The 22011-nt window shown below is 58.9% G+C and carries 17 protein-coding genes; 8 read left to right on the plus strand and 9 right to left on the minus strand.

Going from position 1 to position 22011, the window contains the following annotated elements; translation table 11 throughout:
• Positions 1–32: 32 nt before the first annotated feature.
• The 7 genes from EXN68_RS07795 to EXN68_RS07830 all read right to left on the minus strand — a co-directional run bounded on the left by EXN68_RS07795 (position 33) and on the right by EXN68_RS07830 (position 8405).
• On the minus strand, positions 33–680 hold the full coding sequence (locus tag EXN68_RS07795) for a TetR/AcrR family transcriptional regulator (RefSeq protein WP_142840298.1): 648 nt from the start codon (positions 678–680) through the stop codon (positions 33–35).
• A gap of 145 nt (positions 681–825) precedes the next feature.
• A complete protein-coding gene (locus EXN68_RS07800) occupies positions 826–1542 on the minus strand; it encodes a ParA family protein (protein WP_142840299.1) in 717 nt (238 codons plus the stop codon).
• Positions 1543–1923: 381 nt separating this feature from the next.
• The gene (locus EXN68_RS07810) at positions 1924–3069 is read right to left on the minus strand and encodes an iron-containing alcohol dehydrogenase (protein ID WP_034498788.1); all 1146 of its coding nucleotides are present in this window, start codon (positions 3067–3069) and stop codon (positions 1924–1926) included.
• Positions 3066–4454: an aldehyde dehydrogenase family protein gene (locus tag EXN68_RS07815; protein WP_142840301.1), complete on the minus strand. Its 1389-nt coding sequence runs from the start codon at positions 4452–4454 to the stop codon at positions 3066–3068. The genes EXN68_RS07810 and EXN68_RS07815 overlap by 4 nt, the downstream gene beginning before the upstream one ends.
• An 18-nt stretch (positions 4455–4472) precedes the next feature.
• Positions 4473–5840, minus strand: a complete 1368-nt coding sequence (locus EXN68_RS07820) for a glutamine synthetase family protein (RefSeq protein ID WP_142840302.1) — start codon at positions 5838–5840, stop codon at positions 4473–4475.
• Positions 5841–5903: 63 nt separating this feature from the next.
• A complete protein-coding gene (locus tag EXN68_RS07825; RefSeq protein WP_142840303.1) occupies positions 5904–7418 on the minus strand; it encodes an amino acid permease in 1515 nt (504 codons plus the stop codon).
• Positions 7419–7631: 213 nt separating this feature from the next.
• Complete coding sequence (locus EXN68_RS07830) at positions 7632–8405, minus strand: N-formylglutamate amidohydrolase (RefSeq protein ID WP_142840304.1); 774 nt, start codon at positions 8403–8405, stop codon at positions 7632–7634.
• 177 nt (positions 8406–8582) lie between these two features.
• Here EXN68_RS07830 and EXN68_RS07835 point away from each other — a divergent pair, with 177 nt between their 5' ends.
• The 6 genes from EXN68_RS07835 (at position 8583) to EXN68_RS07865 (ending at position 14817) form a co-directional block, all read left to right on the plus strand.
• Positions 8583–9461: a MurR/RpiR family transcriptional regulator gene (locus tag EXN68_RS07835; RefSeq protein WP_046798027.1), complete on the plus strand. Its 879-nt coding sequence runs from the start codon at positions 8583–8585 to the stop codon at positions 9459–9461.
• A 290-nt stretch (positions 9462–9751) separates the two neighbouring features.
• Entirely contained in the window at positions 9752–10858 is a 1107-nt protein-coding gene (locus tag EXN68_RS07845; protein ID WP_142840305.1) for an ABC transporter substrate-binding protein, read from the plus strand.
• Positions 10859–10960: 102 nt separating this feature from the next.
• Positions 10961–11845 (plus strand): ABC transporter permease, encoded by an 885-nt coding sequence (locus tag EXN68_RS07850; RefSeq protein ID WP_142840306.1) that lies wholly within the window; start codon positions 10961–10963, stop codon positions 11843–11845.
• Positions 11842–12624 carry an ABC transporter permease gene (locus EXN68_RS07855; RefSeq protein WP_065113804.1) on the plus strand — a complete coding sequence of 261 codons (783 nt, stop codon included), beginning with the start codon at positions 11842–11844 and terminating at the stop codon, positions 12622–12624. The genes EXN68_RS07850 and EXN68_RS07855 overlap by 4 nt, the downstream gene beginning before the upstream one ends.
• A 13-nt stretch (positions 12625–12637) precedes the next feature.
• On the plus strand, positions 12638–13696 hold the full coding sequence (locus EXN68_RS07860) for an ABC transporter ATP-binding protein (RefSeq protein WP_142840307.1): 1059 nt from the start codon (positions 12638–12640) through the stop codon (positions 13694–13696).
• A 77-nt stretch (positions 13697–13773) separates the two neighbouring features.
• Positions 13774–14817 carry a zinc-dependent alcohol dehydrogenase family protein gene (locus tag EXN68_RS07865; RefSeq protein WP_142840308.1) on the plus strand — a complete coding sequence of 348 codons (1044 nt, stop codon included), beginning with the start codon at positions 13774–13776 and terminating at the stop codon, positions 14815–14817.
• A gap of 42 nt (positions 14818–14859) precedes the next feature.
• Here EXN68_RS07865 and EXN68_RS07870 read toward each other — a convergent pair whose 3' ends face one another.
• Complete coding sequence (locus tag EXN68_RS07870; protein ID WP_142840309.1) at positions 14860–15507, minus strand: hypothetical protein; 648 nt, start codon at positions 15505–15507, stop codon at positions 14860–14862.
• Between the two features lie 333 nt (positions 15508–15840).
• Between EXN68_RS07870 and EXN68_RS07875 the strand changes: the two genes are divergently transcribed.
• Entirely contained in the window at positions 15841–16617 is a 777-nt protein-coding gene (locus EXN68_RS07875) for an AAA family ATPase (RefSeq protein ID WP_142840680.1), read from the plus strand.
• A gap of 79 nt (positions 16618–16696) precedes the next feature.
• Positions 16697–18028 (plus strand): MFS transporter, encoded by a 1332-nt coding sequence (locus EXN68_RS07880; protein WP_142840310.1) that lies wholly within the window; start codon positions 16697–16699, stop codon positions 18026–18028.
• A gap of 69 nt (positions 18029–18097) precedes the next feature.
• Here EXN68_RS07880 and metH read toward each other — a convergent pair whose 3' ends face one another.
• Positions 18098–21871 carry a methionine synthase gene (gene metH, locus EXN68_RS07885; protein ID WP_142840311.1) on the minus strand — a complete coding sequence of 1258 codons (3774 nt, stop codon included), beginning with the start codon at positions 21869–21871 and terminating at the stop codon, positions 18098–18100.
• Positions 21872–22011: the final 140 nt, after the last annotated feature.

A 22011-nucleotide genomic window follows, 5' to 3' on the forward strand; every position in this document is an offset into this window, starting at 1 on the left:
TGGAAACGAACGTTTCCTAAATAGACACGAAATCACTCAGCAAGCTTCATGGCGATATCCACCACGGCCACCATGTCCTTGAGGCTGCGCCCTGTCTTTCCCACCACGCGCATGCCGTACATCATGCAGAGCATCGCCCGGGAAAGATCATCGGGATCGGCCTTGGAATTCACCGAACCATCCTTCTGCCCCTCGGCAACGAGGCGGGCGACGATCCGCTCCCTCGCCTTCACGGCCCGTTCGACCACAACGGCAATGTCGTCATCCAGCGCCGCCAGATCGGCAGCGGCACCAACAACCAGACATCCATCAGAGCCGGCCCCGCCATGCGACCGTTCCGCGTAAAACATCAGCCCTGCCCGCAGGCGTTCGCGACCGGTATCGTAACCCGCCACCGCCGCCTCGAAACGCTCGGTCTGCACGATCCTGTAGCGCTCCATCGTGGCGATGAAGATGGCCTTCTTATCCTTGAAGGCCTTGTAAAGACTGCCCTGCGCCAGCTCCATCGCATCGGTAAGGTCGCCCACAGAGGTGGCGTGATAACCGCGCCTAGAAAAAACCCGGATCGCACCATCGAGCGCGCGGTCGATATCGAACTCGCGCGGCCTGCCGCGATGGCGCTGTTCCTCGGACTGGTTGTGGCTGATATTGCTCATGGCCGAAATATAGGAAACGATCATTTCCAAATCAAGCGAATAATGAAGCCATCGCTGAAAAGCAACGACTGACACGCCGGTAAGCCTGACGGCCGCCGATGGTCCGAGGCAGCATCATCCGTCTGCGGTTATGACCGCCGCAGACGGATCGAAAATTGAAAGCAATATTTCAGGCGGCTTTACGAGTAAAAAGGCGCGCGGGTGGCGTACCGAGCCGCAACAGGCGTTTCGGCAGCAAGTCAAGCACTTCGCCCGCGAATGCTCTGGCATTCTCGACCGCCTTGTCGATATTGCTCACCTTGGTCTTATCGAGACAGAGAAGCGTGCCGCCAAGGTCGAAAATATCGCGATAGGCGGCTCTCTCGACGATCGGGGTGTTGAGAACCGAGACATTTTTCTCGGCCAGCAGCATCTTGACCAGCAGGAGCGAACGCGTCGCCACCATGGCGTTGACCCGCGTCAGCACGATGGAATGGGCAATCTCCTTGCCCATCTTTCGGTTCAGAAATTCGATATGATCCAGAACCTCGGCGGCCCCGCGCGCATCCATGGCGCAGCCCTGAACCGGGATTAGCACATGATCGGAAATGCCGAGAGCCATGGTCAGAAGCGGGGTCTTCGCTCCCGGCAGATCGATGATGAAACAGTCGGTGCTGGTTTTATTCTCGCGAATATGGCCCTCAAGCGATGCCATCGTCACATGCGAAATCACCGAAAGATTTTCGATATCGCCTGATAATTCGTGCCAGCGGGAAATCCACAATTGCGGATCGGCATCCAGAACCGTCACGCGGTGACCGCTGCGGGCCAGTTCGGTTGCCAGAAGCAGCACGGCCGTGGTTTTTCCGGCACCGCCCTTGGTATTGGCGAAAGTGATGACTGACATGATACCCCCTGTTGGTCAGAGCCGTTTCATGCTCATTCACGCACCGAAGCAACTCATGGTGCTTTCCATAATCTTAACGAACAGGGTTAATAAAAGGCTAAGAACGGTTATGCAGGGCAACGAAAAGCCCGCGACCGGGTCGTCGCGGGCTGGATTAGAGATCGTACGTAGCTCGCTCCCGGTGCAGGGCACGACGTTGCCATTTGTTTCTTCTCCCCGCCGGGGAGAAGGTGGCCCGAAGGGTCGGATGAGGGGGCAACCTTGCCGGATTTCGGAGAGCTTGCCCCCTCATCCCGCTGCCGCGGACTTCTCCCCCTCGGGGAGAAGAAACAAGCAGCACCCTCTCAACCTCTCACAAACCTGATGAATAAAGGTAGCTCCTTAAAAGCAAGCCTCAAAAAGCGCCTTGGTATTTTCCAGCGTCATCGGCACTGGATTACCACCGCAGCTAGGATCCTTGATCGCTTCCGCCGCCAGTTCGTCGATACGATCCGGCTTGATGCCCATGGCGGTCAGGTTTTCCGGTACGCCGAGTTCCTTGCGAAGTTCCAGCACGTAATCATAAAAACCGTCGAAACCGCCGGAGATACCGAGATAGGCGGCCGCGCGGGCAATCTTGTCTTCGATGGCAGGGCGGTTGAAGCGCAGCACCGCCGGCATGACGACGGCATTGGTCATGCCGTGATGGGTGTTGTAGACCGCGCCGATCGGATGCGAGAGCGAGTGAATGGCCCCGAGACCCTTCTGGAACGCCACCGCACCCATCGCTGCCGCTGCCATCATATTGGTGCGCGCTTCGATGTCCGTGCCGTCCTTATAGGCGCGCGGCAGGAATTCCTTGACGAGACGCAAGCCCTCCAGCGCCACGCCGGCGCTCATCGGGTGATAGAACGGTGAGGAATAGGCTTCAAGGCAATGGGCAAAGGCATCCATGCCCGTGCCGGCCGTGATGACCTTCGGCATGCCGACCGTCAGCTCCGGATCGCAGATGACGACGCCCGGCAAGAGCTTCGGATGGAAGATGATCTTCTTCACATGGGTCTGCGAATTGGTGATGACGCTGGCGCGGCCGACTTCCGAACCCGTACCAGCGGTTGTCGGAACGGCGACGATCGGCGCGATCTTGGAAGCATCCGCCCGGGTCCACCAGTCACCGATATCCTCGAAATCCCAGACCGGGCGGGTCTGCCCGGCCATGAAGGCAATGGTCTTGCCGAGATCGAGGCCAGAGCCGCCGCCAAAGGCGACGACACCGTCATGACCGCCATCGCGATAGGCTTTCACGCCGGCTTCCATGTTGATCTCGTTGGGGTTCGGATCGACCTCGGCGAAGATCGCCCGGCCGAGGCCTGCCTCTTCCAGCACATCCAGCGCATGCGCGGTGATCGCCATATTGGCAAGGCCGCGATCCGTCACGAGCAGCGGCTTCTTGATGCCGAGCGTCTTGCAGGCTTCCGCCAGTTCCTTGATCCGGCCACGGCCAAGCTTGACGGCGGTGGGGTAGCTCCAGTTGGCGACGATATTCATTTCGTGACTTTCTTCAGATGGTAGGATTTCGGGCGGGTCAGGTTCTGGAAACCAAGGACGGAAAGCGAACCGCCACGGCCGGTTTCCTTCACACCGGTCCAGCAAAGCGCCGGGTCGAGATAATCGGCGCGGTTCATGAACACGGTTCCGGTCTCGATTTCGCGGCCGATCCTCGCGGCTCGTGTCGCATCCTGCGTCCAGAGCGAGGCGGTGAGGCCGTATTTGCTGTCATTCATCAACGCGACGGCTTCATCGTCGTTCTTGACCTTCATGATGCCGATGGCGGGACCGAAAGTCTCTTCGGTCATGAATTCCATGGAATGATCGACATTGACGAGGATCTGCGGCGCGACATAAGCACTCTCGCCATCATCGGCCGGGAAAAGCGTCTGATCGACCAGCGCCTTGGCGCCCTTGGCAACGGCGTCGGCAATCTGCGCCCGCACCACCTTGGCAAACCGCTTGTTGGCCATCGGCCCGAGCGTGGTTTCCTGCTCGAGCGGATTGCCGAGCTTGTAGTTCGAAACCCACGCCACGGACTTCTCGACGAATTCGTCATAGAGGTTTTCATTGACGTAGATGCGCTCGATACCGCAGCAGCATTGCCCGGAATTATAGGTGCCGCCATCCATCAGCGTATCGACGGCGGCGTCGAGATCGGCATCCTCCATCACATAACCGGGGTCCTTGCCGCCGAGTTCAAGCCCGAGGCCGGTGAAGGTGCCGGCAGCGGCGCGTTCGATGGCACGGCCGCCTTCCACCGAACCGGTGAAATTGACGAAGTTGAACAGGCCCTCGGAAATCAGCGCCGAGGTCGTGCCATGGTCGAGGAAGACGTTGATGAAGACATCGTCAGGCACCCCAGCCTCGACAAAAGCCCGCACCATGCGCTCGCCGACCAGCAACGTCTGCGCCGCATGTTTGATGACCACCGTATTGCCGGCCATCAAAGCGGGCGCGACGGTGTTGATCGCCGTCATGTAAGGATAGTTCCACGGCGCGATGACGAAGACCACGCCATGCGCCTCGCGCTCGATGCGACGTTCGAAATTGCCGCTTTCCTCGATGACGAGCGGCGCCAGCGCATCAGCCGCAATCGACGCGACATAATTGGAGCGCTCGTTGAAGCCCTTGAACTCGCCGCCGTAACGCACCGGACGGCCCATCATATGCGACAGTTCCGGCACAACCTCCGCCACCATTTCGTTGAGGCGCGCCACACCCTTCAGAACCAGCTGAACCCGGTCCTCAAGCGGACGTCGAGCCCAGTCTTTCTGCGCCTTGCGCGCTTTCGAAACGGCGGCCCGCGCCGCCTCCAGCGACATCGCCTCCCGCTCGGCATAAACCGAGCCATCGATGGGCGAGATATTCTGGATCATGGTCATGATATTTTCCCGTAATGATTAGGCTCGTTCGAAACCGCGCGCCACTTCCCAGTCGGTCACGCGGCGGTCGTATTCTTCCTGCTCCCACCGTCCGGCATGGACATAATGATCGATCACATCATCGCCAAAGGCGTTGCGCAGCATTTTCGATCCGTCCAGAAAGGCAGTGGCGTCACGCAGGGTCTTGGGTATCTCGCGCACATCCTTGCCGCCATAGGCGTCACCGACAAAAGCGGGTTCAAGTTCAAGTTTATTTTCGATGCCGTCAATGCCCGCCGCGAGAAGAGCAGCCATCGCAAGATAGGGATTGAGATCGGATCCACCGACGCGGCATTCGATGCGGATGCCCTTAGTGCCCTCGCCACAGAGACGATATCCGGCCGTGCGGTTATCGAGGCTCCAGATCGCCTTGGTCGGCGCAAACGTGCCGGCCATGAACCGCTTGTAGGAATTGATATAGGGCGCCAGAAAATAGGTTATCTCGCTGGCATGGGCCAGAAGCCCGGCAACATAATGCCGCATCAGTTCCGACATGCCATGCTTGGCATCCTTGTCGAGGAAGGCCGGCGTCTTGCCATCGAGGCTCCACAGCGACTGGTGGATGTGTGAGGAGCTGCCGGCGGAGTTATAGTTCCACTTGGCAAGGAACGTCACCGCCTTGCCCTTGGACCAGGCGATCTCCTTGGTGGCGTTCTTGATGATGGCGTGCCGGTCGGCCATGGTCAGCGCTTCGGCATAACGCACGTTGATTTCCGCCTGGCCGGGAGACGCCTCACCCTTGGAGTTTTCAACCGGAATGCCAGCGCCCTGCAGGCCCTTGCGCAGCGCCCGCATGACGTCCTCTTCCTTGGTGGTCTGGAAGATATGGTAATCCTCGTTGTAACCGCTGGCGAGATTCAGCCCCTTGTAGCCGCTGGCGCGCGCCGCATCGAAGGTCTGGTCGAACAGGAAGAATTCCAGCTCGGTCGCCATGAAGGCTTTCAGCCCCATGGCCTCCAGCCGCGCCACCTGTTTTTTCAACAGCGCGCGCGGCGAATGCGGCACCTCTTCGTGGGTGTGATGATCGAGCACGTCGCACAGCACCAGCGCCGTGCCTTCCAGCCACGGCACGCGCCGCAGCGTCGAAAGGTCGGGTTTCAGCACATAATCGCCATAACCCTTTTCCCAGCTGGAGGATTTATAGCCGGGAACGGTCTCCATCTCCATGTCGGTGGCAAGCACGTAATTACAGCTATGGGTTTCCTCAAAGGCGCTTTCAACGAAGAATTCGGCCTGAAATCTCTTGCCCATCAGACGCCCCTGCATGTCGACAAGGCAGGCCAGAACCGTGTCGATGCGCCCCTCGGCGACATCCATCTTAAGCGCGTCGAATGTGTAGCTCGTCATTTTGTCCGTTCCCTTTATTGTCTTGGCCGGGCGGCCGGATACGGCCGCCCGTTTGTTTGGGCATCAGGCCTTTGCAGCCGCCGCCGCCATGGCAGCCTGCTTGTGCTCCAGCGCAAATTCCTCTTCCGGCGACAGGATGAGGCGATGGCGTCCGATAAAGGCGAAATAAGCGATCGCCACGGCAAACCAGACCGCTACCCACAGCACGCCCTTGCTGAAGTTGGGATCCTGGATCTGGTAAAGCAGCGTGACGATGGCGATGATGATCGTCAGCACCGCACCCGGAATGCCGAAGGGCGAACGGAACGGCCGCTCGATATGCGGCAGGTTCCTGCGGAGCAGAATGAAGGAAATCGCCTGCAGGATATAGGAGAACATCGCACCGAAAACGGCCATGTTCAAAAGCACGCTGCCGATGATGCTGCCGCCCTGTTCCGCGCCCAGCGAGAACCAGATGACCAGCATGACCGCCAGACCGACAAGCGCACCGGCGATGTTGGCCACAAAAGGCGTGCGGTATTTCGGATGGGTAATCGACAGTACGGTCGGGAAATAGCCCGCACGCGACAGCGAATAGATCTGCCGACCCTGCGCATAGAGGATCGTATGGAAGCTGGCGATCAGGCCGGTGAGCGCCACGAGACCGAGCAGCACCACGCCGCCATCACCGTAAATCGCCTTGAAGCCATCCAGCAGCGGTTCGAGCGAAGAACCGAGATGGAAGGCGCCAACACCCGGCAGCGACGGGTTGAGCAGCACGATCATGAAGGCCGAAACCATCAGTGTGATGACACCGAGAATGATGCCCTTCGGCATATCGCGTTTCGGATCGACCGATTCTTCCGCCGCCAGCGGCAGCTGTTCAATGGCAAGGAACAGCCAGACCGCAAAAGGCAGCGTGGCGAGAACGCCTGAAAAACCGAAGGGGAAGAATGAACCGCCACCCTCCGGCAGTTCCACGGCCTTGCCGTCGGGACCGACGCCGATATTCAGCGCAAAACGCGAGAAATCCATGTTCGGAATGGCGCTGATCCAGAAGAACACCAGAACACCAAGCGAAATCAGCGTGATGACCAATGTGACCTTGAAGGAAAGCTCCAGCCCGAAAACGTTGAGCGCAAGGAAGATCACATAAAAACCTATCCACACAAATGGCGAATAGGCCGGATCGAGCCCCAGAATGGAATTTATATAGGCCGTGATGAAGGTGACGATGACCGCCGGCGTCAGCACATATTCGACATTCTCGCAAAGTCCGGTGACGAAGCCGCCCCAGGGACCCATCGCGGTGCGGGCGAAGGAATAGGCTGCACCCGTATGCGGCAAGGCCGGGCTCATTTCCGCGATCGAAAATGTCAGCCCGAGATACATGATGGCGATGATGATGCCCGCCACCAGCATGCCGCCCCAGCCGCCGGTGGAAAAGCCGAAATTCCATCCGGAAAAATGCCCTGAAATAACCGCCCCGACGCCGAGCGCCCAGAGCGACCAGACGCCCGCATAACGGGAAAGTCCGCGTTTTTCGAAATAGGATGCATCAGCCTTCTTATAGCTGACGCCTGACGATGAACTGTCCATGCCCTTCTCTCCTGAATAAGAAAAAAACAAGCCAGTCAGCCGTTATTGGCCGATTGTGCCCCAGTTTTCAGCACCTGCGGAAGGTTTCCGCGCTGTGCCGCACGCACTTGCTGTTCCCTTGCCGCTTCATGCCTTTCCGGCTTTTCGTGAATGTCGGCAGTCTCGTTTGGTGGCCGGCCCTGGTGTTTTCACCATTGGCCAGCCCTTGCTCCCTCACTCATCAATTGATGAGAGCGCCTTCCCCATAAGCTCGTGGAGGAACCCGGCAATTGCCGCCTGCTCCCCTTCATTGGTGACAAGATCGTTGCGGATCTCGATCATGACGTTCAAAAGCCCGTCCGGCAGCGCATGCAGCCTCAGCGTATGCGTCACGCCATCTTCCGGGCCATAGGGATCATTGCGTTTGACCGTGAGCGCCGACCCCTCGGCGCCCGCCAGCATCGCATCAGCCAGACGGCTGTCGCTATCATGCAGGATACCGATCTGAACGGCGCGAAACTGGCCGTGATAGACCGGCGTGAAACTGTGGATCGTCACCACGACCACCCTGCGCCCGGAGGCCTGCCGCTCGGCGATGATCTCGCTGACGCGGTCGTGAAATGGGACATAGAGCGCAGAAGTGCGGGCAAATCGCTCCGCTTCGGAAAGATCGAGATTGCCCGGAATATCATAAATCTCGCTTTTCACCGGCATGGCGGAAGGCGATTCGGGTGGCCGGTTGCAATCATAGACCAGACGCGAAAACCGTTGATGGACGAGCGTGGCGTCAAGGCTCTGCGAAAGCAGCCGCGCCACGGCAAGGGCACCTGGATCCCAGGCCGCATGGCTCGAGAGAACCTCCGGCGAAAGACCAAGCGTACCGTATTTTTCAGGGATGGTGGCGGAAGCGTGTTCGCAGACGAGAAGGACGTCGCCCTTTCCCGCAGCGTTCTCGACGCCAACCGCCTGTCCTTCCATTTCTGTGAAAAACCGTGAACGCACCGTCATGCACGAACCCCACCCGGAAACCCGCTGTTCCGTCAACGACGAAAAGAATTCTTCACATTATTGCCAGTGTCAAATGGAATTTTGAAATTTTCTCTTCATTTTTCCCATTGACTCGATCGCCGACACAGATGTTTATTTTAGTGGAAGCACCGGCAAAAAGACCGGAAGGGGAAAGATTTGCGCAGCACGACGGCGACCGTGTCGGATGTCATCCATGCCCATTACGATGCGCTGACCCGTTCGGAAAAACGGCTGGCGGAAAGCCTGCTCGGCAACTATCCCGTCTCCGGCCTCGGCAGCATCACCACCATCGCCGAAAATGCCGGCGTTTCGACGCCGACGGTGGCGCGCATGGTGCAGAAACTCGGCTACAAAGGTTATCCGGAATTTCAGGCGCATCTGCACCAGGAGCTTGAAGCGACGATCTCCGGCCCGGTTGCCAAACACGACCGCTGGGCCACCAATGCGCCGGGGCTGCATATCCTCAACCGCTTTGCCGATGCCATCACCGGCAATCTGCGCGACACGTTGAGCGACCTCGACACCGCGGTCTTCGACAATGCCGCGGCCCTGCTTTCCGACCGCAAACGCAGCATCTATTTCGTCGGCGGCCGCATCACCGGCGCCATTGCCGAATATTTCTTCACCCACATGCAGGTGATCCGGCCGAAAACGACGCTGATGTCATCAAATTCCAGCGCCTGGCCGCAATATATGCTGAATATGAGCGCCGGCGACGTGCTGGTGATCTTCGACATTCGCCGTTACGAACACGATATGACGACGCTCGCCGAAGTCGCGAAAGCAAACGGCGTGCAGATCATTCTCTTTACCGACCAATGGACATCGCCGGTGGCGCGCCACGCGCTGCACACTTTCCGTGTGAAGATCGAGGCACCTTCGGCCTGGGATTCCTCGGTCGTCACATTATTCGTGGTCGAAGCGCTGATCGAAGCGGTGCAAAGCGGCACCTGGGATGAAACCAAGCAGCGCATGAACGCGCTGGAGGGCCTGTTCGAGCAGACGCGGCTGTTTCGCCGACCGGACAGGACATGAGAAATTATATAGCCGGCAACTTGCTTGACGAGAATGCCGCACGCTGATTGGATACCTGTGATCGCTACCAGCACGAAAAACAGGGTACATAACCAAGCTGGGGAACAGATCTGGCCAATAGGATGATGAGGGGATTATCCCGCAATTGCAGGCAAAAAGCCTGACGATGGCGGAAAATGGGCGTAAAGTGGCGGAATCCGGATAAATAAATTGTAATCCAGCCGTCACATTAGCTTCATCTAGAATCCGTATCAGCGTCCGCAATATGAGAACACGAAGAGGAGAAAAAAGTGATCTCTCACTGCCGCCGACTGCTTGCTACGACCACTGCACTGGTCATCGCCTCCACCGCGATCGCCGCCGCTGAACCGAGCGCCGAACTGATCGCTGCCGCCAAGAAGGAAGGCATGCTGACAACCGTTGCGCTGCCGCACGACTGGTGCGGTTACGGCGACGTCATCGCCGCCTTCAAGGCGAAGTACCCGGAAATCACCGTCAACGAACTGAACCCCGACGCCGGCTCCGCCGACGAAGTGGAAGCAATCAAGGCAAACAAGGACAACAAGGGCCCGCAGGCTCCTGACGTCGTCGACGTCGGCCTTGCTTTCGGCCCGCAGATGAAGGCCGAAGGCCTGCTGCAGCCCTACAAGGTTTCCACCTGGGACGAAATTCCTGACAACGTCAAGGATGCCGACGGTTACTGGTACGGCGACTATTACGGCGTCATGTCGATGTTCGTGAACAAGGACCTTGTCACCAACTCTCCCAAGGACTGGGCTGACCTGCTGAAGCCGGAATATTCCGGTCAGGTAGCACTCGCAGGCGATCCGCGCGCTTCCAACCAGGCAATCCTTGGCGTTCTCGCCGCTGGTCTTTCCACCGGTGCGAAATCCGGCAAGGAAGCCGGTGAAGCCGGCCTGAAGTACTTCGCCGACCTCAACAAGGCCGGTAACTTCCTGCCGGTTATCGGCAAGGCCGGCACGCTGGCACAGGGCGCAACTCCGATCATCATCGCCTGGGACTATAACGCCCTGTCCTGGAAGAAGACGCTGAACGACAACCCGCCGACAGAAGTCGTCGTCCCTGAGACGGGCGTTCTGGCCGGCGTTTACGTTCAGGGCATCTCCGCTTACGCGCCGCATCCGAACGCCGCCAAGCTGTGGATGGAACACCTCTATTCCGACGACGGTCAGCTCGGCTGGCTGAAGGGCTATTGCCACCCGATCCGCTTCAACGCCATGGTCAAGGCTGGCAAGGTTCCGCAGGAACTGATCGACAGCCTGCCGCCGGCAGCAGCCTATGAAAAGGCGATCTTCCCGACGCTCGAGGAAGTTGACGCCAACAAGGCGGCCGTTACGGCCGGCTGGGACAGCGTCGTCGGCGCAAACGTGAAGTAATTGTTGAAAACGCACCCCGGCTGATCAAAAAGCCGGGGTGTTTCTCTAATAATAAAGACCTTAATAGACAGACCGTTCGAAAACGGCGTTTGGGGACAAGGCATGCCATCAACCAACACCGGCGGACCATCCGACGCGGGCAGAAAGTTGCCGCTGCACTGGATAGGCGTCGTACCTTTTGCCGTCTTTGTTCTGCTCTTCCTAATCCTGCCGACGATGAAGATCGTCATCGGCGCGTTTCAGCATGCCGATGGCAGCTTCACGCTGGAAAACATCGGCGGGCTTTTCACACCGTCCATTCTTTCGGCCTACTGGATTTCGATCAAGATCAGCCTCGCCTCGGCGGTTCTCGGCTGCCTGATCGGTTTTGCCGTGGCCGCCGCCGTGGTGCTGGGCGGTCTGCCGCAGCGCATTCGCGGGCCGCTTCTGACCTTCTCGGGCGTCGCCTCGCAATTTGCCGGCGTGCCGCTCGCCTTCGCCTTCATCGCCACGCTTGGCCCTGTCGGCTTGCTCACCGTCTTCCTGAAGACGCAGATCGGCATTGATCTTCGGCTCCTCGGCTTCAACATCCTGTCCTTCTGGGGCCTCACGGTCACCTATCTGTTCTTCCAGATACCGCTGATGATCCTCATCATCACGCCGGCACTGGACGGGCTGAAGCGCGAATGGCGCGAGGCTGCGGAAATTCTCGGCGCAACCGGCCTGCAATATTGGCGCATGGTGGCCTTCCCCATCCTGCTGCCGTCGCTGCTCGGCACCATGTCGCTGCTGTTTGCCAATGCCTTTGGCGCCGTGGCAACCGCCATCGCGCTCACCGGCTCCTCGCTCAACATCGTGCCGATCCTGCTCTTCGCGCAGATTCGCGGCGACGTTCTCGGCAATCCGCATCTTGGTTACGCACTCGCCTTCGGCATGATCGTCGTCACCGGCATCGCCAATGCGCTGTATATCTGGCTGCGTGCCCGCAGCGAAAGGTGGCTGAAATGAAGCGTTTTTTCGCCTGGGGCGCGCTGATCTTCGGCCTGCTCTATTTCGCCCTGCCGCTGATCGGCATGACCAACTTCTCGCTGAAAATGCGGCGCGGCGAATATTCCTTCGACGCCTATGGCAAGGTGCTGACCGATCCGCGTTTCCAGGAAACCTTCAGCTATTCGGTGGTGATGGCGCTGTTCACCATCGTTTTCGGGGTCCTGCTGGTCGTGCCCACCGCCTATTGGGTACGGCTGAAACTGCCGGGCCTGCGGCCCTATATCGAATTCATCACGCTTTTGCCGCTGGTCATTCCGGCCATCGTCATCGTCTTCGGTTATATCCGGCTTTACAACACCTCCAGCTGGCTGCCGCTGACCGGCACCACCTCCGGCACCAACCTGCTCTTGATGTTTGGTTATGCCACGCTCGCTTTACCCTATATGTACCGCGCCGTCGATACGGGCCTCAGAACCATCGATGTCTCGACGCTGACAGAAGCTGCCCAAAGCCTCGGTGCCGGCTGGACGACCATCCTTTCGCGCATCATCCTGCCCAATGTTCTGGTTGCCGTGCTGTCAGGTGCGTTTTTGACCTTCGCCATCGTCATCGGTGAATTCACCATGGCGGCGCTTTTGAACCGCCCGGCCTTCGGCCCCTACATGCAGCTGCTTGGCGCCAACCGCGCCTATGAACCGGCAGCCCTTGCCGTGATTTCCTTCGGCATCACTTGGGGTTGCCTTGGTCTGATCCAACTCGTTTCACGTTACCAGAAGGGCGCGCCTCCCAAGGCCTGAGGACAAGATTTTCATGAGCTTTTTGACACTTAGCAACATCAAGAAATCCTTCGGCGCCGTGCAGGTCGTGCATGATTTCAACATGGCCATCGAAAAGGGCGAATTCGTCTCCTTCCTCGGGCCATCGGGCTGCGGCAAGACCACCGTGCTGCGCATGATCGCCGGTTTCGAAATCCCGACCGGCGGATCGATTGTCATCAACGGCAAGGACCAGACGACGCTGCGCCCTAACCAGCGCAATATCGGCATGGTGTTTCAGGCCTATGCGCTGTTTCCGAACATGAATGTCTACGAAAACGTCGCCTTTGGCCTGAAAGTCGCCGGCAAGCCGAAAGCCGAGATAGACGCCCGCGTGAAGGAAATGCTCCAGCTCATCCATCTGGAACATCTGGCGGATCGTTATCCCTACCAGATGTCGGGTGGCCAGCAGCAGCGCGTGGCGCTTGCCCGCGCTCTGGCGCCGAAACCGGAAGTGCTTCTGCTGGACGAGCCGCTTTCCGCGCTCGACGCCAAGATCCGCGTATCGCTGCGCGAGGAAATCCGCCAGATCCAGCAAAAGCTCGGCATCACCACCATTTTCGTGACCCACGATCAGGAAGAAGCCCTGTCGATCTCCGACCGTATCGTCGTGATGAATTCCGGCCGCGCCGACCAGATCGGCACGCCCTTCGATATCTACAACAAGCCCGCGACCCGTTTCGTCGCTTCCTTCGTCGGCACACTGAACCTCATCGACGCCACGGTCATGGACTCCTCCACCAACACCATTCGTGTCGGAGAGCAAAACGTGACGCTGCACAAACCGGTCGAAGCCGCAAACGGCGAAAAAATCACCCTCGCGCTTCGCCCGGAAGCGGGCTCGCTCGGCAACGACGCGAAAGGCGATGTCGCCATTTCCGGCACCGTCACCTCCAGCCAGTTCCTCGGCTCCGTTATCCGCACCCGTCTCGATCTCGGCGGCTCGACCCTGTCTTTCGACATGTTCAATGATCCCGGCACCGCGCCGCCTGCCCTTGGCGAACAGGTGACGCTCAAATTCGCGGCAGGCGATCTGATGGTGATCAGGGACTAAACCGCTTTTCTCCATTGGGGGAAGAGGCTAGAGCAGGTATTGAACTCGAACCTGCATGCCAGCGATATGAGGCCATGATGCGCGCGCTTTTTTACGAACGATTCGGCGAGACCCCTGTCGTTGCATCCCTGCCCGATCCGGAACCGACCGATAGTGGTGTGGTCATCGAAGTAAAAGCGACAGGCCTCTGCCGCAGCGACTGGCATGGCTGGATGGGGCATGACACGGATATTAGCCTGCCGCATGTTCCAGGCCATGAATTCGCCGGCGTCATCGCCGCGGTCGGCAAGAACGTCACCCGTTTCAAGACAGGCGACCGTGTTACGGTGCCTTTCGTTTCCGGCTGCGGCCACTGCCATGAATGCCGCTCCGGCAACCAGCAGGTCTGCGAGGCGCAGTTCCAGCCGGGCTTCACCCATTGGGGTTCCTTCGCCGAATATGTCGCGATCGATTATGCCGACCAGAACCTCGTGCATCTGCCTGATACGATGAGTTATGCCACTGCCGCCGGCCTCGGCTGCCGTTTCGCTACCTCCTTCCGCGCCGTGACCGATCAGGGACGTCTGAAGGGTGGCGAATGGCTGGCGGTGCACGGCTGCGGCGGCGTCGGCCTCTCCGCCATCATGATCGGTGCAGGTCTCGGCGCGCAAGTCGTCGCCATCGACATTGCCGAAGACAAGCTCGAACTCGCCCGACGGCTCGGTGCGGCGGCCACCATCAACAGCCGCTCGGTCGCCGATGTTTCGGAAGCGGTGCGCGAAGTAACGGGCGGCGGTGCGCATGTGTCGATCGATGCGCTTGGCCACCCGCAGACCTGCTGCAATTCCATCAGCAATCTGCGCCGGCGCGGACGCCACGTGCAGGTCGGCCTCATGTTGGCCGATCATGCCATGCCCGCCATCCCCATGGCCCGGGTCATCGCCCACGAGCTGGAGATTTATGGCAGCCACGGCATGCAGGCGTGGCGTTACGAAGACATGCTGGCCATGATCGAGAGCGGCAAGCTTGCGCCGGAAAAATTGATCGGCCGCCACATCAGCCTCTCCGACGCCATCACGGCCCTGCCCGCCATGAACAGTTTCCAGGAAAGCGGCATAAGCATCATCGACCGGTTCGAATAGTGCAGGCGCCCGCAACCACCTGATTCGCGAATTGCGTCCGGGTCAGGCACCCCTGCGCCCGAACGCCCGGACCGGAGCGGCTCCCGGGGCAGATGCATGGACCGACGATGCTGCCGGGCTACGCGTCGCGTGATCCGTCTGGCTATCGCGCCATTGACGGTTCACCAGCTGTTTCGTGCGGACCTCAAGCGGGTCAGGGGCGTCCTCCTCCTCCTGCTGCTGCTTACTTCCGGTGACTGCTGAGATCGTCGCCAAACGCGAAATCCACCGCACGAGTTGCATGCCCTTGTGAACAAGCACAAAGATGCCAATAATTGCGACCGCCATGATAATCACGAGGTTCCAGGGCGCGTCACTGTCCCTCGCCGCCCGCTCCATGCGATCTTTTGTCGTCGGATCAAAACCAAGCGTCGCCTTCAGCCTGGCGATGTCAGCATCGCTGAGCCTGCTGTAACGCTCGTCACGATACAGCACATAACCGCTCCTATCCCCGCTGTTGAGATAACCAACGTCGAATGCTTCACCGTCGCGAAGAAAAGGCTCGCTGTCCGGCAGATCATAAACGAGATCGATGGTCTCGCCGCCACCGAATCCGGGGATGGCAAAAAACCGAGACTTCCGCGCCTCAGCTTCGCCCACGAATATCGCGGAAAATAGAAATACGACCGAAAAAAGCGCAATATGCTTCATTCACTCTCTCCAACAACAACGAGAATGATGACAACTGGCATTACTGAATTAATTTGAAGTATATACTCACGATAACATCTTAAATTTAAGATATATATTGTATATATCTAATATATATCGATTTATTACTTGGAATTAGGCCCACTAATTTATAATAAAATGGAATTCTAACGATGCGACATGACGTATCTCCGCCAACGCTGTAAACCATTGGTGCGAACAGCGCCCCACGTTAAGCCGCAATCACACGCAATTGCTTTGAGCACAGCGCCGCAATGATGCGACAGAGCGCAACGTCGGTGAACATGACGTATGAGATGCAAGGACCGCGACATGCTGTTTCTCGATAGCGTAACCATGAAAGAAACCCCGGGCGGACGGGATGAATATCCTTTCTCGGTTCCGGCGGTGCGCCATCTGGAACGCCTCGAGTTCAAAACGCCGATCACTTTTTTTGCCGGCAATAATGGTTCGGGTAAATCAACGCTGCTGGAAGGACTGGCGGCCGGAATGACGGCCTATGCCATCGGTAACCATGGCCAGGTTTCGGGTGATCTTTATCTTCAGCATGCCGAGACCGTGGCAAGGGCGTTTTATTTCGCCCGCAAGAAATATCCGAAGATCCGCATGTTCATGCGCGCCGAAGATGTGCTTGGCTATGTCCGCCGGCTGAATGAAGAGACGCTGGACGACTTTCGCTGGGAGCGGGAAAAAGCCTTGAAAAAAGGCGAGGACTTTCCGGAAGAAACCCCGGAGACCTTTCGCAGGATCGTCAGGAACAACACCATCGACCGGCGGTCGCATGGCGAAGGATTTCTCGATATCATGCAGCAGCGGGTACATGGTGCCGGCCTCTATTTCCTCGACGAACCCGAAAGCCCGCTTTCACCGCAAAAACAGCTGGAGCTTGCGGCCATCATCCGCCACGCCGCCGACAGTGGCGGACAGCTGATCATCGCCACCCATTCACCGGTGCTTTTGGCCATTCCGGAAGCGACGATCTATTATTTCGATGAGGATGGCATCACCGAACGCCTCTATGACGAGTTGGAGAACATCACTTTCCTGCGGCGCTTTCTCGATCGCCCATCAAAATTCATAAGCGATTGAGAACCGATAAAGCTTGAAATCCCGCTTCTCTTGCAGCATGCCCATTAGCAACATGTGAATTAGAAAAAGAAGCAGGCCTATGTCTCCCACCAGCACACCGGCAGCTGCCCGGCCCCTGAACAGCCAGGATTACAGAACTCTGGGTCTTTCGGCCCTGGGCGGCGCGCTCGAATTTTACGATTTCATCATTTTCGTGTTTTTCGCCACCGTCATCGGCCACCTGTTCTTTCCGCCGGAAATGCCGGACTGGCTGGTGATGATCCAGACCTTCGGCATCTTCGCCGCCGGTTATCTGGTGCGACCGCTCGGCGGCATCGTTCTGGCGCATTATGGCGACCGTTATGGCCGCAAGCGCGTCTTTGCCTTTTCCATCCTCCTGATGGCGCTCTCCACGCTGGGCATGGCGCTGATGCCGACCTATGCCACTATCGGCGTCGCCGCCCCAATCCTGCTCATCATCCTGCGCATGCTGCAGGGTGCAGCCATTGGCGGTGAAGTGCCGGGCGCCTGGACCTTCGTTGCCGAACACGTGCCTTTCCGTCGTGTCGGGCTTGCCTGCGGCTTCCTCACATCCGGCCTCTCCTTCGGCATCATGCTGGGATCGCTGATTGCCTTTGCCATCAACTCGCTCTTTTCGCCGGAAGATGTTGCCGGTTATGCATGGCGTATTCCCTTCCTGCTCGGCGGGATTTTCGGCCTGATCGCCGTCTATCTGCGCCGCTGGCTGGAAGAGACGCCGATCTTCAACGAGATGAAAAAATCGAAGTCGCTGACGGACAAGCTGCCGCTCGGGCTGGTGCTGAAGCACCATATGCGCGGCGTCATCATTTCCGCCCTGCTCACCTGGGTTCTGTCGGCGGCCATCGTGGTGACCACGCTGATGACGGCCACCTTTCTGCAGAAGCTTTATGGCTACACCCCGACGCAGGCGCTGGCTGGCACCAGCTTCGGCACGCTGTTCCTGATTTTCGGCGTCATTATCGCCGGTGCATTGATCGACCGTGTCGGCTCCGGCATTTTCTTCATGGCTGCCAGCATCTTCTTTGGCATCGCCACCTTCACCTTCTACAGCTATGCCGGCGCGTCGCTTGAAACCATGTTCATTCTCTACGGCGTCATGGGCCTTTCGGTCGGCATGGCGGGAGCCGTGCCTTATGTCATGGTCCGCGCCTTCCCCGCGTCGGTCCGCTTCTCCGGCCTCTCCTTCGCCTACAACGTCTCCTATGCCGTCTTCGGTGGGCTGACGCCGATCGGAGTGACGACCGCGCTCGCCATCAATCCCATGGCGCATGCCTGGTATCTGGTCTTCATCGCCGTGCTCGCCTTCTGCATTGGCCTTTACCTCTATCTGCGTGGCAGCGAGGTCGAAAGCCATGTCGGCATCGAGGAACTGGCGGCGCTGAGATCGTAAGCGCAACGGCCAACAAAAAAGCGCGGGCAGAACCCGCGCTTTTTTTTTGCAGCAACGACGCCCGAAACATCAGGCCGCGCTGTCGATTTCCTCAGCGCCATTTGTCGGCACGTAGTTAAGTACCGGCCCGAGCCAGCGCTCGACCTCTGTCACCGGCATATCCTTGCGGCGCGCATAGTCGAGAACCTGGTCCCGCTCCACCTTGGCGACACCGAAATAATAGCTCTCGGGATGACCGATATAGATGCCGGAGACCGAGGATCCCGGCCACATGGCATAGCTTTCCGTCAGCTCCACACCCGCCGCATTGGTGGCGTCGAGCAGGGCAAACAGCGTCTTCTTTTCGGTATGATCGGGCTGCGCCGGATAGCCGGGTGCAGGGCGAATACCGGCATAGGCTTCGCCGATCAGGTCATCGCCGCCAAGAGCCTCGTCCGGCGCATAACCCCAGAATTCCTTGCGCACCCGCTCATGCATGCGCTCGGCAAAGGCTTCGGCAAAACGGTCGGCCAGCGCCTTGACGAGGATGGACGAATAATCGTCATTGGCCCGCTCGAAGCGCTCGGCAATCGCCACTTCCTCGATGCCCGCCGTCACCACGAAGCCACCAACATAATCGGCAACGCCGCTATCGACAGGCGCCACGAAATCCGACAGCGCCACATTCGGGCGTCCATCGCGCTTGGAAAGCTGCTGGCGCAGCGTGAAGAAGGTGGCGAGCTCTTGCCTGCGGCTTTCATCCGTAAACAGCTTGATATCGTCGCCCACCGCATTGGCCGGCCAGAAGCCGATCACCGCGCGCGGCCGGAACCACTTCTCCTCGATGATCTTCGCAAGCATTGCCTGCGCATCGGCATAAAGCTGCCGCGCCGCCTCGCCCTGCTTTTCGTCTTCAAGGATCGCCGGGAAACGGCCCTTCAATTCCCAGGTCTGGAAGAACGGCGTCCAGTCGATGTAACGGGAAAGCTCTTCCAGATCATAGGTCTCGAATACCCTGGTGCCGAAGAACTGCGGCTTGACGACGCTGTAGCTCGACCAGTCGATCTTGTGCGCATTCTCACGGGCGCGCGACAGCGGCAGACGCTGCTTTTCGCGCTCGTTGCGGGCATGGGCTTCCGCCACCTTCGCATATTCGCTGCGGATGCCATCGATATAAGCCGGCTTCTGCTCGGCCGAGAGAAGCGCCGACACGACGCCTACCGCACGCGAAGCGTCGGTGACATAGATCGCCTGCCCCTGCTCGTAACGCGGATGGATTTTCACCGCCGTATGCACACGGCTGGTCGTCGCGCCGCCGATCAGCAGCGGAATATCGAAACCCTGCCGCTCCATTTCGGCGGCCACATGCACCATTTCATCCAGCGACGGCGTGATAAGGCCGGAAAGGCCGATCACATCCACCTTTTCGGCAATCGCCGTCTCAAGGATCTTCGTCGTCGGCACCATGACGCCGAGATCGATGATCTCGTAATTGTTGCAGGCCAGAACGACGCCGACGATGTTCTTGCCGATATCGTGCACATCGCCCTTCACGGTCGCCATCAGCACCTTGCCGGCGGCACTGCGCTCGGAGCCGCCATTCTGGCGCTTTTCCTCTTCCATGTAAGGCAAAAGCACGGCAACCGCCTGCTTCATCACGCGGGCGGATTTCACCACCTGCGGCAGGAACATCTTGCCCGAGCCGAAGAGATCGCCGACCACGTTCATGCCGGCCATCAGCGGCCCTTCGATAACGTGCAGCGGACGGGCAGCCTTCTGGCGCGCCTCTTCCGTATCGGCCTCGATATAGTCGGTGATGCCGTTGACCAGCGCATGTTCCAGCCGCTTCTCGACGGCAAGCTCGCGCCAGGAAAGATCCTGCACCTTGGTGTCCCTGGCGCCCGTGCCACGGAAACGCTCCGCCACTTCAAGCAGACGCTCGGTCGCATCGTCGCGACGGTTCAGCACCACGTCCTCGCAGGCCTCGCGCAGTTCCGCATCGATATTGTCGTAAACCGCAAGCTGCCCGGCATTAACGATGCCCATATCCATGCCGACCTGAATGGCGTGGTAAAGGAACACGGCATGCATCGCCTCGCGCACCGGCTCGTTGCCGCGGAAGGAGAAGGACAGGTTGGAAACACCGCCGGAAATATGCGTCAGCGGCATGGTTTCGCGGATGGTCTTGGTGGCCTCGATGAAGTCCACGCCGTAATTATTGTGCTCTTCGATACCCGTCGCCACGGCGAACACATTCGGGTCGAAGATGATGTCTTCCGGCGACAGGCCGGCCTTTTCGGTCAGCAGCTTGTAGGCGCGCGCGCAGATTTCCACCTTGCGCTGATAGGTATCCGCCTGCCCGACCTCGTCAAAGGCCATGACCACCACGGCCGCACCGTAATTATGAACGAGCCGCGCCTGCTGGAGAAACTTCTCCTCACCTTCCTTCAGCGAAATGGAATTGACGATCGACTTGCCCTGAACGCATTTCAGACCGGCCTCGATGATCTCGAACTTGGAGCTGTCGATCATGACAGGCACGCGGGCGATGTCAGGCTCGGCGGCGATGAGGTTCAAGAATTCCACCATCGCCTTTTCGGAATCGATCAGGCCTTCATCCATGTTGATGTCGATGATCTGCGCGCCGTTTTCCACCTGATCGCGGGCGACAGCCAGCGCCGCCGTGTAATCGCCGGCGGTGATGAGCTTGCGGAAGCGGGCCGAGCCGGTAACGTTGGTGCGCTCGCCGACATTGACGAAAGGAATGTCCTTGGTCAGCACAAAAGGCTCGAGACCAGAAAGCGACATGAAGGGCACATGCGCGGGAATCTCGCGCGGCTTGTAACCCTTCACGGCTTCGGCAATCGCCCGGATATGCTCCGGCGTCGAGCCACAGCAGCCGCCGACGATGTTGACGAGACCGTCACGAACGAAGCCCTCAACCTGACGCGCCATCATTTCAGGCGTTTCGTCATATTGGCCGAATTCATTCGGCAGGCCGGCATTGGGATAGGCGCAGACGAAGGTGTCTGCCACGTCGGACAATTCCTGCAGATGCGGACGCATTGCATCCGCACCCAGCGCGCAGTTAAGCCCGATGGTGAAGGGGTTGGCGTGGCGCACCGAATTCCAGAAAGCAGACGGCGTCTGGCCGGAAAGCGTACGGCCGGAAAGGTCGGTGATCGTGCCGGAGATCATCACCGGCAAGCGAATGCCCTTGGCCTCGAAACGCTCCTCGCAGGCAAAGATCGCCGCCTTGGCGTTCAGCGTATCGAAAATCGTCTCGATGAGGATGATGTCGGCACCGCCGTCGATCAGGCCGTCGATCTGCTCGCCATAGGCAATACGCAGGTCATCGAAACTGACGGCACGATAACCGGGATTGTTGACATCTGGCGAAATCGAGGCCGTGCGGTTGGTCGGGCCGATGGCGCCGGCCACGAAACGGCGGCGTCCGTCTTCCCGCTCGGCGCGCTGGGCAGCACGGCGAACAATTGCCGCGCCCTCACGGTTGAGGTCATAGACGGCATTTTCCATCTCGTAATCAGCCTGCGCGATGCGCGTCGACGAAAACGTGTTGGTTTCAAGAATATCCGCACCCGCCATGGCGTAACGATAATGGATTTCCTCGATTGCATCCGGCTGGGTCAGGATCAGAAGGTCGTTATTGCCCTTTTGGTGACAGGCACAGCCGATAAAACGGTCACCGCGGAAATGGTCTTCGTCAAAACCGAGACCCTGGATCTGCGTGCCCATGGCGCCATCGAGAATGAGGATGCGTTCGCTTGCGGCCTCGCGCAGTGCCTTGAAAATTTCCGCGCCGTCGCGCTTTGCCCCTTCGGGGCCAAACAGGTCGTCAAACACGGGCACACTCCTCATTTCGATTTGCAAGATCGCAAGCCGTCAAGTCACATAAAGATATGTTTATGTCAATATATCTTCAAGGGACAGGCATAGCTTTGCGCCGTTGCGGCAGACTACGAAATTTCACTGACAGATGACAG

The sequence above is a fragment of the Martinezella rhizogenes genome (assembly GCF_007002745.1).
Lineage (GTDB): Bacteria > Pseudomonadota > Alphaproteobacteria > Rhizobiales > Rhizobiaceae > Agrobacterium > Agrobacterium cucumeris.

What these genes read in the sequence shown, in the direction of transcription:
- EXN68_RS07795 (WP_142840298.1), bottom strand. Translation starts at nt 680, where the DNA reads ATGATCGTTTCCTATATTTCGGCCATGAGCAATATCAGCCACAACCAG.
- EXN68_RS07800 (WP_142840299.1), bottom strand. Translation starts at nt 1,542, where the DNA reads ATGTCAGTCATCACTTTCGCCAATACCAAGGGCGGTGCCGGAAAAACC.
- EXN68_RS07810 (WP_034498788.1), bottom strand. Translation starts at nt 3,069, where the DNA reads ATGAATATCGTCGCCAACTGGAGCTACCCCACCGCCGTCAAGCTTGGC.
- EXN68_RS07815 (WP_142840301.1), bottom strand. Translation starts at nt 4,454, where the DNA reads ATGACCATGATCCAGAATATCTCGCCCATCGATGGCTCGGTTTATGCC.
- EXN68_RS07820 (WP_142840302.1), bottom strand. Translation starts at nt 5,840, where the DNA reads ATGACGAGCTACACATTCGACGCGCTTAAGATGGATGTCGCCGAGGGG.
- EXN68_RS07825 (WP_142840303.1), bottom strand. Translation starts at nt 7,418, where the DNA reads ATGGACAGTTCATCGTCAGGCGTCAGCTATAAGAAGGCTGATGCATCC.
- EXN68_RS07830 (WP_142840304.1), bottom strand. Translation starts at nt 8,405, where the DNA reads ATGACGGTGCGTTCACGGTTTTTCACAGAAATGGAAGGACAGGCGGTT.
- EXN68_RS07850 (WP_142840306.1), top strand. Translation starts at nt 10,961, where the DNA reads ATGCCATCAACCAACACCGGCGGACCATCCGACGCGGGCAGAAAGTTG.
- EXN68_RS07855 (WP_065113804.1), top strand. Translation starts at nt 11,842, where the DNA reads ATGAAGCGTTTTTTCGCCTGGGGCGCGCTGATCTTCGGCCTGCTCTAT.
- EXN68_RS07860 (WP_142840307.1), top strand. Translation starts at nt 12,638, where the DNA reads ATGAGCTTTTTGACACTTAGCAACATCAAGAAATCCTTCGGCGCCGTG.
- EXN68_RS07865 (WP_142840308.1), top strand. Translation starts at nt 13,774, where the DNA reads ATGCGCGCGCTTTTTTACGAACGATTCGGCGAGACCCCTGTCGTTGCA.
- EXN68_RS07870 (WP_142840309.1), bottom strand. Translation starts at nt 15,507, where the DNA reads ATGAAGCATATTGCGCTTTTTTCGGTCGTATTTCTATTTTCCGCGATA.
- EXN68_RS07875 (WP_142840680.1), top strand. Translation starts at nt 15,841, where the DNA reads ATGCTGTTTCTCGATAGCGTAACCATGAAAGAAACCCCGGGCGGACGG.
- EXN68_RS07880 (WP_142840310.1), top strand. Translation starts at nt 16,697, where the DNA reads ATGTCTCCCACCAGCACACCGGCAGCTGCCCGGCCCCTGAACAGCCAG.